Source organism: Pedococcus dokdonensis, assembly GCF_900104525.1.
GTDB classification, from domain to species: Bacteria; Actinomycetota; Actinomycetes; order Actinomycetales; family Dermatophilaceae; genus Pedococcus; species Pedococcus dokdonensis.
In genome coordinates this window covers 2,789,647-2,803,415 of sequence record NZ_LT629711.1, presented here as the reverse complement: position 1 = coordinate 2,803,415, position 13,769 = coordinate 2,789,647, and the positions used below count along the sequence as shown (strand labels likewise).

Annotated in this window: 14 protein-coding genes and 1 pseudogene; 10 read left to right on the top strand and 5 right to left on the bottom strand. The window is 71.6% G+C overall.

Annotated elements, in window-relative coordinates; translation table 11 throughout:
- Positions 1-54: 54 nt before the first annotated feature.
- The 6 genes from BLQ34_RS13245 (at position 55) to BLQ34_RS13220 (ending at position 6,222) form a co-directional block, all read left to right on the top strand.
- Positions 55-969, top strand: coding sequence for a GDSL-type esterase/lipase family protein (locus tag BLQ34_RS13245; RefSeq protein ID WP_157693046.1), 915 nt, complete (start codon positions 55-57; stop codon positions 967-969).
- A 425-nt stretch (positions 970-1,394) separates the two neighbouring features.
- Complete coding sequence (locus tag BLQ34_RS13240; protein ID WP_091786342.1) at positions 1,395-1,922, top strand: hypothetical protein; 528 nt, start codon at positions 1,395-1,397, stop codon at positions 1,920-1,922.
- Between the two features lie 231 nt (positions 1,923-2,153).
- The gene (dnaK, locus tag BLQ34_RS13235) at positions 2,154-4,052 is read left to right on the top strand and encodes a molecular chaperone DnaK (RefSeq protein ID WP_091786339.1); all 1,899 of its coding nucleotides are present in this window, start codon (positions 2,154-2,156) and stop codon (positions 4,050-4,052) included.
- Positions 4,049-4,657 (top strand): nucleotide exchange factor GrpE, encoded by a 609-nt coding sequence (gene grpE / locus BLQ34_RS13230; protein ID WP_091786336.1) that lies wholly within the window; start codon positions 4,049-4,051, stop codon positions 4,655-4,657. The genes dnaK and grpE overlap by 4 nt, the downstream gene beginning before the upstream one ends.
- A 93-nt stretch (positions 4,658-4,750) precedes the next feature.
- Entirely contained in the window at positions 4,751-5,761 is a 1,011-nt protein-coding gene (locus tag BLQ34_RS13225) for a DnaJ C-terminal domain-containing protein (RefSeq protein ID WP_091786333.1), read from the top strand.
- Between the two features lie 5 nt (positions 5,762-5,766).
- Positions 5,767-6,222 carry a heat shock protein transcriptional repressor HspR gene (locus BLQ34_RS13220; RefSeq protein ID WP_269457292.1) on the top strand — a complete coding sequence of 152 codons (456 nt, stop codon included), beginning with the start codon at positions 5,767-5,769 and terminating at the stop codon, positions 6,220-6,222.
- 13 nt (positions 6,223-6,235) lie between these two features.
- Here BLQ34_RS13220 and BLQ34_RS13215 read toward each other — a convergent pair whose 3' ends face one another.
- Positions 6,236-6,523 carry a helix-turn-helix domain-containing protein gene (locus BLQ34_RS13215; protein ID WP_157693045.1) on the bottom strand — a complete coding sequence of 96 codons (288 nt, stop codon included), beginning with the start codon at positions 6,521-6,523 and terminating at the stop codon, positions 6,236-6,238.
- Between the two features lie 190 nt (positions 6,524-6,713).
- On the opposite strand from BLQ34_RS13215, the gene BLQ34_RS13210 reads away from it, so the two are divergent.
- The 3 genes from BLQ34_RS13210 to BLQ34_RS13200 are packed head-to-tail and all read left to right on the top strand — an operon-like array spanning position 6,714 to position 7,753.
- Complete coding sequence (locus BLQ34_RS13210; RefSeq protein WP_157693044.1) at positions 6,714-7,061, top strand: helix-turn-helix domain-containing protein; 348 nt, start codon at positions 6,714-6,716, stop codon at positions 7,059-7,061.
- Positions 7,054-7,464 (top strand): hypothetical protein, encoded by a 411-nt coding sequence (locus BLQ34_RS13205; protein ID WP_091786326.1) that lies wholly within the window; start codon positions 7,054-7,056, stop codon positions 7,462-7,464. The genes BLQ34_RS13210 and BLQ34_RS13205 overlap by 8 nt, the downstream gene beginning before the upstream one ends.
- A gap of 25 nt (positions 7,465-7,489) precedes the next feature.
- Positions 7,490-7,753, top strand: coding sequence for a ribonuclease E inhibitor RraB (locus tag BLQ34_RS13200; RefSeq protein WP_091786322.1), 264 nt, complete (start codon positions 7,490-7,492; stop codon positions 7,751-7,753).
- A 43-nt stretch (positions 7,754-7,796) separates the two neighbouring features.
- On the opposite strand, the gene BLQ34_RS13195 is transcribed toward BLQ34_RS13200, so the two are convergent.
- The 4 genes from BLQ34_RS13195 to BLQ34_RS13180 form a co-directional block, all read right to left on the bottom strand.
- Positions 7,797-9,314, bottom strand: a complete 1,518-nt coding sequence (locus BLQ34_RS13195; RefSeq protein WP_091786319.1) for a glycoside hydrolase family 3 protein — start codon at positions 9,312-9,314, stop codon at positions 7,797-7,799.
- A complete protein-coding gene (locus BLQ34_RS13190) occupies positions 9,311-10,141 on the bottom strand; it encodes a carbohydrate ABC transporter permease (RefSeq protein WP_091786316.1) in 831 nt (276 codons plus the stop codon). Before BLQ34_RS13190 ends, BLQ34_RS13195 begins: the two co-directional genes overlap by 4 nt.
- Positions 10,138-10,959, bottom strand: a complete 822-nt coding sequence (locus BLQ34_RS13185) for a carbohydrate ABC transporter permease (protein ID WP_197674701.1) — start codon at positions 10,957-10,959, stop codon at positions 10,138-10,140. The genes BLQ34_RS13190 and BLQ34_RS13185 overlap by 4 nt, the downstream gene beginning before the upstream one ends.
- A gap of 155 nt (positions 10,960-11,114) precedes the next feature.
- Positions 11,115-12,398, bottom strand: coding sequence for an extracellular solute-binding protein (locus BLQ34_RS13180; RefSeq protein WP_172829406.1), 1,284 nt, complete (start codon positions 12,396-12,398; stop codon positions 11,115-11,117).
- A gap of 421 nt (positions 12,399-12,819) precedes the next feature.
- Between BLQ34_RS13180 and BLQ34_RS13175 the strand changes: the two are divergent.
- Positions 12,820-13,701, top strand: a pseudogene (locus BLQ34_RS13175) (ROK family protein); the annotation flags it as partial.
- Between the last annotated feature and the right edge of the window lie 68 nt (positions 13,702-13,769).

Sequence of the window (13,769 nt, the reverse complement as noted above, 5' to 3'; positions counted from 1 at the left end):
CAGCCACGCGACGTAGCGTCTGCGCAGGAGCGGCGACGACGAGGAGGTGGGCAGGTGAGGCGCTGGGCGCGGTGGGCGGTGCCGCTGCTCGTCGTCGTGGTCGCGACGGCCACCGGGCTGGCGGTCGCGGTCTCTCGCGGCGGCGCCGACCGGCTGACCGGGACACCTCCGGAGCGGCTCGACAAGGTGGTGCTGCTCGGCGACTCCTACTCCGCAGGCAACGGAGCGGGTGGCTACGTCGACTCGTGCTTCCGCACTCCTGACAGCGCGGGACGCCGGTATGCCGCGGCGGTGCGGGCTGCCGTCGTCGACGTCGCCTGCAGCGGGGCGGTCGTCGCGGACCTGACCCAGCCGCGAGGCCCGACGGTGCCGGCCCAGGTCGACGCCGTGGACCGGACGGCCGACGTCGTGGTGCTGACCATGGGCGGCAACGACGTCGGGTTCGGGAGCTTGGTCCTGCAGTGCTTCCTGTTCCGGACCGGGACCGACGACCGGGGCTGTGCCGACGGAGTCTCGCGGGCCCGCGCCGAGCTGCCGCGGCTGCGCACCGACCTCACCGCGGCGCTGGTGGAGGTGCGCTCGCGGATGCGGCCGGATGCCGTGCTCGTCCTGCGCACCTACCCCCTGCTGGCGCCTGACCGGCCCCTGGTCGAGCCCGGTGGCTACGACGCCAACCGTGCGGTTCGTGCGCTGGGGTCGGCCGGCACCAGGATGCAGCAGGAGGTCGTCGACGCGGTGAGGGCGTCGGGTCCGGGACGCGAGCGCACCTACCTCGACCGCTCGGCCGCGACGGTGTTCGCCGGCCACGAGCTGGGCGCCAGGCCTGCCGCCGGGGCGAAGGCCGACCCGTTCTTCGTCGGGTTCGGCACCAAGGGCGCCCGGCAGGCCGAGGTCTACCACCCCAACCCGGCCGGCTGGGCCGCGTGGGGCGACTCGCTGACCGCCTTCCTCGCCGGCAAGACCCCCTGACGCCAGGCGACTTCTGGCCAGTGGTGCTGGGTGTGGGGGGACGAACGGCCCCGCCGTGCCGCACCCCTGGCCAGAAGTGGTGAGGGCAGGCGACTTCTGGCCAGTGGTGCTGGGTGTGGGGGGACGAATCGCCCCGCCGTGCCGCACCCCTGGCCAGAAGTGCTGAGACCGGGCGACCTCTGGCCAGTGGTGCTGGGTGTGGGGGGACGAACGGCCCCGCCGTGCCGCACCCCTGGCCAGAAGTGCTGAGAGCAGGCGACTTCTGGCCAGTCGTGCTGGGTGTGGGGGGACGAACCGCCCCGCCGTGCCGCACCCCTGGCCAGAAGTGGTGAGGGCAGGCGACTTCTGGCCAGCGGTGCGGGGTGTGGGGGGACGAACCGCCCCGCCGTGCCGCACCCCTGGCCAGAAGTGGGAGGCTGAGCCGCATGACCGAGGTGTTCGCGGGTGTCGTCGAGGTGCACTACGGCTTCATCGATCTTTACTCCGACCCGGACGGCAGCGCCGACGAGGCCGACGACCTGGTCGCCGCGCGCCGAGGTCAGGCCAACGGGCTGGCCGGCGCGCAGGTCCCGCACCAGCTCGGCATGGTCACCGGGCTGCACACCGGCGGGCTGCCGCTCGTCGTGACCTGGAGCGAGACCGCCCCGGAGGTCGAGGACGAGTGGCAGGACGTCGTCGAGGTGTCGGTCGAGCTGACCACCCCCGAGCTGACGATCGCGACGTTCGACCACGCCTACGGCTGCGAGGTCCCCCAGGCCGGGTGGCACCGGGCCCGTTACTGCGCCAGCGCGATGGACGAGGGGCAGGAGCTCGACACCCTCGAGGACGGCGAGACCGCCCCCGACCGCTACCTGCTCCAGCTCTGGCCGGCCCCGCAGGCTCCCGACGCGGTCCTGCGCGAGGGCAGCGAGACGGCAGCCGAGTGGCACGCCGTCGCCCGCGGCGAGGAGTGAGCCTCCAGTCTTTGAAGGGTCGACCACGCCCTGGTGTGGTCAACCCTTCAAAGACTGGAGGCGGCCCGGCCGAAGAAAGTCTGCCGAACCGGGAACACACTCCGCGCGCACGAAGTTGAGTCGAGTGAACGCAAGTTTGGCGCCCGGATTTGCCACGCGGCATACCGGCTCCTAACTTGAGTGCAGGCAACTCAACCCGGGCCCAGTCCCCAAGGCAACAGGAGATTCACCATGGCACGTGCGGTCGGCATCGACCTCGGCACCACCAACTCGGCCGTCGCCGTCCTCGAGGGCGGGGAGCCGACGATCATCGCCAACGCGGAGGGCGGTCGCACGACCCCGTCCGTCGTGGCGTTCTCCAAGGGCGGTGAGGTGCTGGTCGGCGAGATCGCCAAGCGCCAGGCCGTCACCAACGTCGACCGGACGATCCGTTCCGTCAAGCGCCACATCGGCACCGACTGGAAGTCCCCCGAGATCGACGGCAAGACCTACACCGCGCAGGAGATCAGCGCGCGCATCCTCCAGAAGCTCAAGCGCGACGCCGAGTCCTACCTCGGTGAGGACGTGACGGACGCCGTCATCACCGTCCCCGCGTACTTCGACGACCACGAGCGCCAGGCCACCAAGGAGGCCGGCGAGATCGCGGGCCTCAACGTCCTGCGCATCATCAACGAGCCCACCGCCGCCGCGCTCGCCTACGGCCTCGACAAGGGCAAGGAGGACGAGCTCATCCTCGTCTTCGACCTCGGTGGCGGCACCTTCGACGTGTCCCTCCTCGAGGTCGGCAAGGACCCCGAGGACGGCTTCTCCACCATCCAGGTCCGCGCGACCAGCGGTGACAACCAGCTCGGTGGCGACGACTGGGACGAGCGCATCGTCAACCACCTCCTCACCACCGTGAAGAACACCTCGGGCGTCGACCTGTCCAAGGACAAGATCGCGATGCAGCGACTGCGTGACGCGGCGGAGCAGGCCAAGAAGGAGCTCTCCTCCTCGACCAGCACCAACGTCTCGATGCAGTACCTCTCGATGTCCGAGAACGGTCCGATCCACCTCGAGGAGACGATCAGCCGGGCCCAGTTCGAGCAGCTCACCAAGGACCTGCTCGACCGCACCAAGCAGCCCTTCCAGAACGTCATCAAGGACGCCGGCATCGCGCTGTCCGACATCGACCACGTGGTCCTCGTCGGTGGCTCGACCCGCATGCCCGCGGTGAGCGCGCTCGTCAAGGAGCTCACCGGTGGCAAGGAGCCCAACAAGGGCGTCAACCCCGACGAGGTCGTCGCCGTCGGCGCCAGCCTGCAGGCCGGTGTCCTCAAGGGTGAGCGCAAGGACGTCCTCCTCATCGACGTCACCCCGCTGTCCCTGGGCATCGAGACCAAGGGCGGGCTCTTCACCAAGCTGATCGAGCGCAACACCGCGATCCCGACCAAGCGCTCCGAGGTGTTCTCCACCGCCGAGGACAACCAGCCGAGCGTGCTGATCCAGGTCTTCCAGGGCGAGCGCGAGATCGCCCAGCACAACAAGCAGCTGGGCACCTTCGAGCTCAGCGGCATCGCGCCCGCACCCCGCGGCGTGCCGCAGGTCGAGGTCACCTTCGACATCGACGCCAACGGCATCGTCAACGTGTCCGCCAAGGACCGCGGCACCGGCCAGGAGCAGAAGATCACGATCTCCGGTGGCTCGGCCCTCGCCAAGGAGGACATCGAGCGGATGATCAAGGAGGCCGAGGCGCACGCCGACGAGGACAAGAAGCGGCGCGAGGAGACCGAGGCCCGCAACACCGCGGAGAACCTCGTCTACTCGACCGAGAAGTTCCTCACCGACAACGCCGACAAGCTCCCGGCCGACGGTCGCGGCGACGTCGACACCGCGCTCGCGGACCTCAAGGAGGCCCTCAAGCCGGAGTCGGGCGCCACGCCCGAGGACATCTCGGCCAAGACCTCGAAGCTCTCCGAGGAGAGCCAGAAGCTCGGCACCGCGATGTATGCCGCGGCCGCAGAGTCCGAGCAGGCCGGCACCACCGGTGACGGCGCGGCCTCCGACGGCGCCGGCTCCGCCGACGCGGGTGCGTCCGACGACGACGTCGTCGACGCCGAGGTCGTCGAGGACGACGAGGAGAAGAAGTGACCGACACCCCGAGGGCTGACCAGCCTGACGGTGCCGAGGAGGTGGTGGGCGCCGACGAGACCGTCGAGCCCACCACCGCCGAGGCGGCCCTGCAGGGCGACATCCTCGACGAGGGCGCCGACCCGCAGGCCGCCGACGGTCCTGCCGCTGCTGCCGACCTGCACCCCGACACGGTGCTGGCGGGGGAACGGCTGGCCGACCTCCAGCGGCTCCAGGCGGAGTACGTCAACTACAAGCGTCGGGTCGACCGCGACCGGGCCGTGGTGCAGGAGCGCGCCGCCCAGTCGGTGATCGAGGCGCTGCTCCCGGTGCTCGACGACATCCATGCCGCCCGCGAGCACGGCGACCTCGTCGACGGGCCGTTCGCGGCCATCGCCGACAAGCTCGAGTCCACGCTCGGCAAGTTCGGGCTGGAGCGCTACGGCGCCGCGGGCGAGCAGTTCGACCCCAACCTGCACGAGGCCCTGATGCACACCGCGTGGCCGCAGGACGGCTCGGTGCAGCCGGCCGACTCGACCACCGTGGTCCAGGTGCTCCAGCCCGGCTACCGAGCCGGCGAGCAGGTCCTGCGTGCCGCCCGCGTCGCCGTGGCCGATCCTGAGTGACACTGAGCGCGAGCAGCGAGGACAGCACCCCGACCGCAGGTTCTCCACCCCGGAACGAGACCTGCACCCCGACACCGAGAGGAGGACGCCGACGTGGCTAGCCAGGACTGGTTCGAGAAGGACTTCTACGCCATCCTCGGCGTCCCCCAGGACGCTGACGACGCGGCGATCAAGAAGGCGTACCGCAAGCTCGCCCGCACCCACCATCCCGACAAGAACCCGGGCGACGCCGCGGCCGAGCAGCGGTTCAAGGACGTCGGTGAGGCGAACTCCGTGCTCTCCGACCCCGAGAAGCGGCGCGAGTACGACGCGGTCCGCCAGATGGCTCGGGGCGGAGCCCGCTTCACCGCGGGTGGCCCCGGCGGCGCGTCCGGTGGCTTCGACGACGTCTTCTCCTCGATGTTCGGTGGCGGTGGCGGTGGCACCCGCGTCCGCCACTCCACCGGCGGTGGCGGCGGTGAGCCGAGCCTCGAGGACATCCTCGGCGGGATGTTCGGCGGTGGTGGCGGCCCGGCCTACGGAGGAGCCGGCTTCCGGGCGCCGCAGGGACCGCGCAAGGGCGCGGACCTGACTGCCCGCACGAGCCTCTCGTTCCGGGACGCCGTGGAGGGTTCCACCGTCACACTGGGCACCACCGGTGGTGGTCAGATCACCACCCGCATCCCCGCGGGCGTGAAGGACGGGCAGAAGATCCGGCTGCGTGGCAAGGGCCAGCCCGGCGAGGCCGGGGCCCCGGCCGGCGACCTGATCCTCACGGTCGCGGTCGAGAAGCACCCGGTCTTCGGCCGCGAAGGGGACAACCTCACCATCGACCTGCCGGTGACCTTCGCCGAGGCTGCCCTCGGAGCCACCATCGCCGTGCCGACCCTCGACGGGTCGAGCGTGAAGGTGCGGGTTGCGCCGGGCACGCCCAGCGGCCGTGTCCTGCGCATCAAGGGCCGGGGCGTCCCCGTGAAGGACCGACCGGGCGACCTGATGGCCAAGGTGAGCATCGTCGTGCCGCAGCGGTTGTCCGACGAGGCGCTCGCCGCAGTCGAGACCCTGCAGGGGCTCGACGAGGGCCACGACCCCCGGGCCGAGCTCTTCGAGAACGCGAGGCGGTGACCGCGGTGGCTGACCCCCAGTCCTTCTCGGCCGACGACGACGCCGCGATCTTCGTCATCTCCGTGGCGGCGACGCTGGCCGGCATGCACGCGCAGACGCTGCGGCAGTACGACCGGCTCGGCCTGGTCAGTCCCTCGCGCACCCGCGGGGGCGGCCGCCGCTACTCCCGGCGTGACGTCGCCCTGCTCCGCGAGGTGCAGCGGCTCTCGCAGGAAGAGGGCGTCAGCCTCGCCGGCATCCAGCGCATCCTCGAGCTCGAGAACGAGGTGTCGGCGCTGCGCAACCGCGTCCTGGAACTCACCGACGAGCTGGAGCGCAACCGGGTCTCCTCCGGCAGCCGGGCGCAGTCACGGGTCTTCGCGGTCGGACCGACCGGCGACGTGATCGCCGTCCGCGCCGGCGAACGACCGCGGATGCGGCGGTCGCAGGCCCTCGTCGTCTGGCGCCCCACGTCGCACTGAGCGTCGGCCGGCCTCAGAGGGCGGTCATCGAGCGCATGTGCAGCTCCGGGGTGGCGCCCCGCGCGGGTGCGGTGGCCAGGAGCGCGCGGTAGTCGTCGATCAGCAGCTCCCGCAGCAGCCCGGCGTAGACCTCGTGGCTCACCCGGCGCTTGCTGCCGTTCTCGAGGTGCCGGATGTAGGACCGGTCCACCGCCAGCGAGCTGGCGAGGTCGACCACCGACCGGCCGCGCGCTTGGCGGATCACCCGCAGCGCGTATCCGTGCACTTCGACGACAGAGTTGGACGCAGCTCCCCCAGACATGACAAAAAAACTAGCCAAGGCGCGCCCGATAGGCAAGACTTCTAGCGGAGTCACCTCAGAAAGGATGGAAATCCTGTACCTTGACAGGACTTCGCCCGACTGCCGTTCGCGAGACGCCGGTGCTGGAACGGCGCAAGGCGTGACTGAGCAGGACTAGAGGTGACTGTGCGTGACTGGCAAGATACGAGGCATGAATCCGGAGCAGCTGGCACGGTTGGGACAAAAGGTCGCGAAGGCGCGGATGTCCCAGGGTTGGAGCAAGGAGCAGGCGGCCCGCGAGGCCCGCATCTCCTCCATCACCTGGAAGCGCGTCGAGGACGGCCTCGGGGTCCAGGACGTCAAGCGTGCCAAGGTGCTCGAGGTGCTGGAGCTGGACGACCGGGGCGACCCTGTCAGTGCCGAGTCGCAGGATGGGGGCTTCGTGACCGCGCCGGGCCCGCGGACCCGGTCAGGGATCAGCGACGAGGAGGTCCTCGCGCTGATCGACGACGTGAGGAGCCGGCTTGACGCCATCGAGCGACGCATCAGGGGTGCCTGACCCCTGGTCGGTGCTGGGCGAGATGCGCGACGTCGTGTTGCTGCGTCAACCGATCGTCGAGCCGGGTCGCTACTACCACTCGCGGCGGGCGATCGTCCTGCGCTCCGGGCGCAGCCTCGAGGAGGAGCGCTGTTCGCTCTGGCACGAGCTCGTGCACGCCGAGCGGGGCGACACCGTCTGCACCGGCTGGGTCGCGTCCGCGACCGAGCGCTGGGTGGAGCGCGAGGCCGCCCGTCGCGCCATGCCCCTCGCGGTGATGGAGCGCCGGCTCGCCGTGGCCAGCGACTGGGACGACTTCGTCTGGCACATGAAGGTGCCCGACCGCTGGGTGCGCTTCCGGCTGACCCTCACCCACGCCGCCGAGCGAGCCAGGCTCGAGCGAGCCTGTCGCTGGACGGGCTGACCCGGCCGCGCGGCATACTCGGCCTGTGAGTGAGCATCTGCTGGTCTTCCCTGATCGGGAGACCGCCGACGACGTCGCCGCCGAGCTGACGCACGAGGGGTTCTCGGAGGTGCGGGTCGTGCGCGAGGCGCTGGCCGGCGAGGACGACTCCGAGGACCACGAGTGGGCCGTGCACGTGGTCGAGGAGATGGTGGCCGACGAGTCCGGTCCGGTCGAGTCCGGGCTGCGTGACCGGTTCAGCGCGTTGGCCGAGGAGCGCGGGGGCTGGTACGACCCCGACCCCGCCTGACCCCGCCCGCCTGACCCCGACACCGACCGACGCCCGCGTCGGCTCAGGGGGCGAGCAGCTCCACCACGGCCTCACCGCTGGCCCACGACGCACCATGGGTGACCACGTGGGTCGCCCCGGCCGGTGGGTGCCACCCCGGCCACCCCGTGTCGACGACGACGGCGTCCGGTCGGGTCCGCACGACCTCGGCGACCAGGGCGTCCATCCACTGGTGGCGGTGCGGGTCGCGCACCACCACCCACACCGGGCGTCCCCGTGCACCCTCGAGGCCGGCCCGCACCCCGGACCGGTCGGTCACCCGCAGCGGCACCAGGCCCGGCCACCGGCGGGCGACGGCGGTCGTGATGCCGGACGGGGTGTCGTCACCGACGGCGATGTTGCTGGGGGCGACGAGCTCGAGGAGGCAGGGGCGGGTCGACGGGTCCGGGGCGGGGACCGCACCGCGCACGCGCAGGGCCCGCGCCGCGGCGGATCGACCGGCGCGGGCGGCACCGGAGGCGGGACGTCCCGGGCGTCGCGCGGCTGAGGCCTGCAGCCGGTCCCGCAGCCGGGCGGCCGCAGCCACCCGGTCGCCGGCCTCCACGAGCCGCGCCAGGGGCAGCCGTCCGGACTCGACGGCGGACACCAGGGCGGCGGCCACGGTGTCGACGGTCTCGGCGTCGGCCAGCCCGCCACCGATGCACAGCGCGTCGACCCCGGCCAGGACCGCCTGCACGGCCCCCTCGGCCACGCCGAGCGGCCCCGCGACGGCGCCCATCTCGAGCCCGTCCGACAGGGCCAGGCCGGTGAACCCGAGCCCGTCACGCAGCAGCTCACCCATGATCGAGGGGGCCAGGGTGGCGGGCCGGTCGTCGATGCCGGGCACCCGCACATGGGCGCTCATGATCGCCGCCGCGCCGGCCGCCGCGGCGGCTCGGAACGGCACCAGCCACGGGCTGGTCGCCGGGTCGCCGAGCTCGACCTCGGGGAGGTCGTGGTGGCTGTCGACGCCGGTGTCGCCGTGCCCGGGGAAGTGCTTGGCGCAGGCCAGCACGCCCGCCGACTGGAGCCCGCTCACCCACGCGGCCGTGTGCCGCGCCACCAGCTCGGGGTCGGCGCCGAAGCTGCGCACCCCGATCACCGGGTTGGCGGCCTCGACGTTGACGTCGGCGTCCGGCGCGTAGTCGAGGTCAATGCCGATCTCGGCCAGGGCGGCGCCGATCTCGGCGGCGACCGCCTCGGTCAGTGCGACGTCGTCGACCGCGCCGAGGGCGAGGTTGCCGGGCCACGACGAGCCGGTCGAGTGCTCGAGCCGGGTGACGTCGCCGCCCTCCTCGTCGATCGCCACCAGGGCAGCGGGGTTGGCCCCGTGGATCTGCGCGGTGAGCGCCGCGACCTGCGCCGGTGTCTGGATGTTGCGGGCGAAGAGCGCCACCCCACCCAGGCCGTCGGCCAGCCGCTCCAGCAGCCACGACGGAGCCGTCAGCCCGGTGAAGCCGGGCTGGATCACGGCGAGCGCGAGGCGGCGCAGGTCCGCCGACCCGGCCCCGGCGGCATACCCGAGCTCCTGGATGTCGCTCATCCCTTCACCGCCCCCGCGGCCAGGCCACCCACGGCCCGGCGCTGCAGGACCGCGAACAACGCGATCACGGGCAGGGTGAACAACGTCGACGCCGCCATGGTGGCGCCCCAGTCGGTGCCGAACACCGTCTGGAAGGCCGAGATCCACAGTGGGAGCGTGGAATTGGGCTCTGACTGCATGAGGGCGTTGACGAACACGAACTCGTTCCAGATGGTGATGAACCCGAACAGCGAGGTGGCCATCACCCCCGGCGCCAACAGGGGGAACACGATGCGGCGGAACGCCTGACCGCGCGAGCACCCGTCGACCAGCGCCGCCTCCTCCAGCTCGACCGGCACCGCCGCGATGAAGCCACGCATGGTCCAGACCGTGAAGGGCAGCACCATCACCATGTAGAGCGGGATGAGGGCGAGCAGCACGTCGAGCCCGCCGGTGTCGCGGTAGACGATGAAGATCGGGATGAGCATGGCCTCCCACGGCGCGAGCTGGGCGGCCATGATCGTGATGAGGAACGCCTTGCGCCCCTTGAAGAAGTAGCGCGCGCTGGCCCAGGCGGACGCGAGTGCGATGAGCAGCGCGATGACGACGGCTCCGACCGTGAGCACGAGGCTGTTGCGGGCGAAGTGCCAGAAGCCGGGGGCGTCGATGGCGGTCCGCAGGTGCTCGAGGGTGGGCGCGGTGGGGACGAAGACCGGGGTGCGCGAGATGACGTCCGAGCGCGGCTTGATGGCGGTGACCGCCATCCAGTAGACGGGGAACGCCCAGAGCGCGGCGAGCACCAGCGCGACGCCGGACTGTATGCCGCGGGTGCGGCGGCTGGCTCTCATCGCACCTCCTCGGCGCGGACGGCAGAGCGGACGTAGAGGGCGAGCAGGACCAGCAGGATCGCGACGGTGATGACCGACGCGGCGGCTGCGAGACCGAACTGGCTGCGCGCGATGCCCTGCTGGTAGATCAGGATCGGCAGGGTGGTCGTCGAGGAGTCCGGGCCGCCCTTGCGCAGCGCGTAGACCTGGGTGAACGCCTTGAAGTCCCAGATCACCTGGAGGAACGCGAGGACGCCGATCATGGGGCGCACCAACGGGAACGTGATCGACCACCACCGCTGGCTCGCGCTGGCGCCGTCGATGACGGCAGCCTCGTCGAGCTCGACCGGCACGGTCTGGAGGGCCGCGGAGATGCTGAAGACGACGAGCGGGACGGCCTGCCAGACGACGAGCAGACCGGCGACGAGGAAGGTCGAGGGCCCGGTGGAGAACCACGAGTGGCCCTCGGTGTCGAAGCCGACCTTGGCCAGCAGCCAGTTGACCACCCCGAAGTCGGTGTCGAACAGCCACTGGAAGACCGTGGTCGCGGCCAGGACCGGAGTCGCCCACGCCAGCACCAGGCTGATCGACAGCAGCACCTTGGGGACGCGCGGCAGTCGCACCAGCAGCATCGCCATCAGGACGCCGACCAGCATCGTGGTGGCGGCGCAGGCTGCGGTGAACAGCACCGAACGGACCACCGCGTGCCAGAAGTCGGGATCGGCCAGGATCACGCGGTAGTTGTCGAACCCGACCCACACGACCTCACGGCTGATCAGCTCGCGGAGGGTGACCTTGCGCAGTGAGAGCAGGACGTTGTTGACCAACGGCCAGCCCATCAGCGCGATGAGGGTGAGGACTGTCGGTGCGATCAGCAGCAGCGGCAGGAAGCGGCCCGCGGGACCGCCTCCCTGGGTGGTGCCGCGCCGCCCCCGACGGCGGAGGTGTGCCGGGGGCGGCGCGGCCGTCGGGGGACGGACCGCGGTGGGGCTGGTCAGAGCGCTCCGCTCATGCGCTTGGTGATCTCGGCGCTCGCCTTGGCTCCGGCGGTCGCGGGATCGGTGCCGGTGAGGACCGCGGTCATGTAGTCCTTGACGGGGTTGGCCCCGGCCTCGACGCCGGCCCACCGCGGGTCGACCGGGGTGACCTTGCCGTTCGCTGCTGCGGCGGCCATGGTCTTGGCGGTCGGGTCGGTGAGCTTGGACAGCAGGGCGGTCCGGTTCGGGACGACGTTGGAGGCGAGGGCGAGCTCGGTCTGGTACTTCTCGCCGGTCATCAGCGCCAGCCAGTCGGCGGCGAGCTTCGGTGAGTCCGACCCGGCCGAGATGCCGACGTTGGAGCCACCGAGGAAGACCGAGCCGGACTTGTCCGCGCTGCTGCTGGGGATCGGGAAGACCGCGACCTTGCCGTCCAGCTTCTTGTTGGCGCCGACCGCCGAGCCCATCTCCCAGGGCAGGCCGATCATCTGCGCGACGTTGCCCTCGGCGAAGACCTCGAACTGCTGTGGGGTGGCCTCGTCGACGTCCTTCGGTGCCTTGGAGAGGGACTGGAGCTGGGCGTACTTGCTCATCGCCTCTGCGGCGGCCGGGGTGTCGAGCCCGCCCTTCCATGCGTCGCCGTCCTTGACGGCCAGGTCGCCGCCGGCATCCCAGAGCAGGCCCGCGAAGACGTACCAGCTCTGGCCGGGCAGGTAGATGCCCTGGAAGTTCTTGGTGGAGGCGTTCGCCTGGTTGAGCTTCTTGGTCGCGGCCACCCACTCGTCGAACGTCTTGGGCACGGCGACGCCGGCCTTCTCGAAGAGGTCGGTGCGGTAGATGACGACGCGGTTCGCCGCGAGCAGCGGGGCGCCGTAGGTCTTGCCGTCCCAGACGCCCGAGGACGCCATGCCCTTGGACCAGGAGTCGATCCCCAGCTTGGCCTTGTCGGCGTCGAGGTCGAGCAGCGCGCCCGACTGGCTGAACTTGGCGTTCTGGGTGTTGCCCATCTCGATGACGTCCGGCGGGTTGTTGCCGGCCAGTGCGGTCGTGAGCTTGTCCTGGATGCCGTTCCACTCCTGGACCTCGACCGTGACGGTCGCGCCGGGGTGCTGCTTGGCCAGGTCGGCGTTGACCTCCTGGACCACCTTGTCCGGCACGGATCCGTTCATGAGCCACACCGTGAGTGCGTTCTTCTCGGCCTTGTCGCCCGAACCCGACTTGGCGTCGCCGCCGCAGGCACTGAGCGCGAGGGTCAGACCCACCGCCGCCGCCAGCGCAGGCGCTGTCCACCGCTGCTTCACTACGTCCTCCTAGAGACAGGCCAGGGCATCGTCGCCACTGGGCAGGTCCTCCGCTGGCGCCACCGTAACAGGCAATAAAGTTTCCGGAAAGAGTCTTGCCCAAATTGTTTCCGACTGGAACAGTGAGGCCCGTGACCAGCGCCCCGACCCGCCACCCGGCCCTGACCGGCACCCCCAGCCTGATGCGCGAGATGAACGTCCGGGCCGCGCTGGGCCTCCTCGTCGAGCACGGTCCCCTCTCGCGGGCGGAGCTCGCGACCCTCACCGGGCTGTCCAAGGTCACCACCGGCCAGCTGCTCGGACGACTGGGTGAGCTCGGCCTGGCCGAGATCGTCGGCACGCGTTCCGGGGCCCGTGGCCCCAACGCCGAGGTGCACGGGGTGATCGCCTCCGCCGCCTACGTCGTCGGGTCGACGTCGGTCCCAGGCAGCTCGTCGCGTCGGCCTGCGACCTCGTCGGCACCGAGGGTCCCCGGGTGCGGGTGTCCGTGCCTGCCCGGGGTCCGAAGAGCGACCCCGTGGTCGCCGTCCAGGCCGCTGTCGACGCCGCTCTGTCGGCCGCCGGGGTGGGTCGTGACCGCCTGCGCGGCGTGGCGATCGGGCTGCCGGGACTGGTCCTGCCGGAGACCGGCGACGTCGGCTTCTCGTTCGACCTGCCGAGGTGGCAGAGCAACGTCCACGCGCCGCTCGAGCAGGCCCTCGGCGTCGACGTGCGCATCGACAACGACGTCAACCTCGCCGCGGTCGCCGAGCACCGCGCCGGTGCGGCGCGTGACGTGCAGGACTTCGTGCTGCTGTGGGTCGGGCGCGGTATCGGCTCGGCCATCGTCCTCAGCGGCGAGGTGCACCGCGGGGCGTCCGGAGCGGCCGGCGAGCTCGGCTACCTGCCCGTCCCCGGGGTCGAGCTGCCCCACCACATCAGCCGCCGCGACAAGGGCGCCTTCCAGCGGCTCGCGGGCGAGGAGGCGATCCTCGAGCTGGCCCGCACCCACGGCGTCGAGGCGACCGACGCGGTCAGCGCCATCGCGGCCGGCGACCCCGCCCTGCTCGACGACCTCGCCCACCGGCTCGCCGTCGGGGTGGCCGCCGTGTGTGCGGTCGTCGACCCCGGCCTCGTCGTGCTGACCGGACCGGTCTCCGTCGCGGGTGGCCCGGCGCTGTGCGAACGCGTCGCCGAGGCCACCGCCAGCATCGCGCCGGTGCACCCGCGGGTCCTGCCGACCGAGGTGCGCGACGGCGCGGTCCTCACGGGGGCCCACCTCGTGGCACTCGACTCGGTGCGCCGCTTCGTCGCCGACGGCTGACCCACCCGCCAGCGCAGGTATGCCGCGTGGCCCGGGCGCGCTCGCGACATACCCGCCGGCTCTTCGCG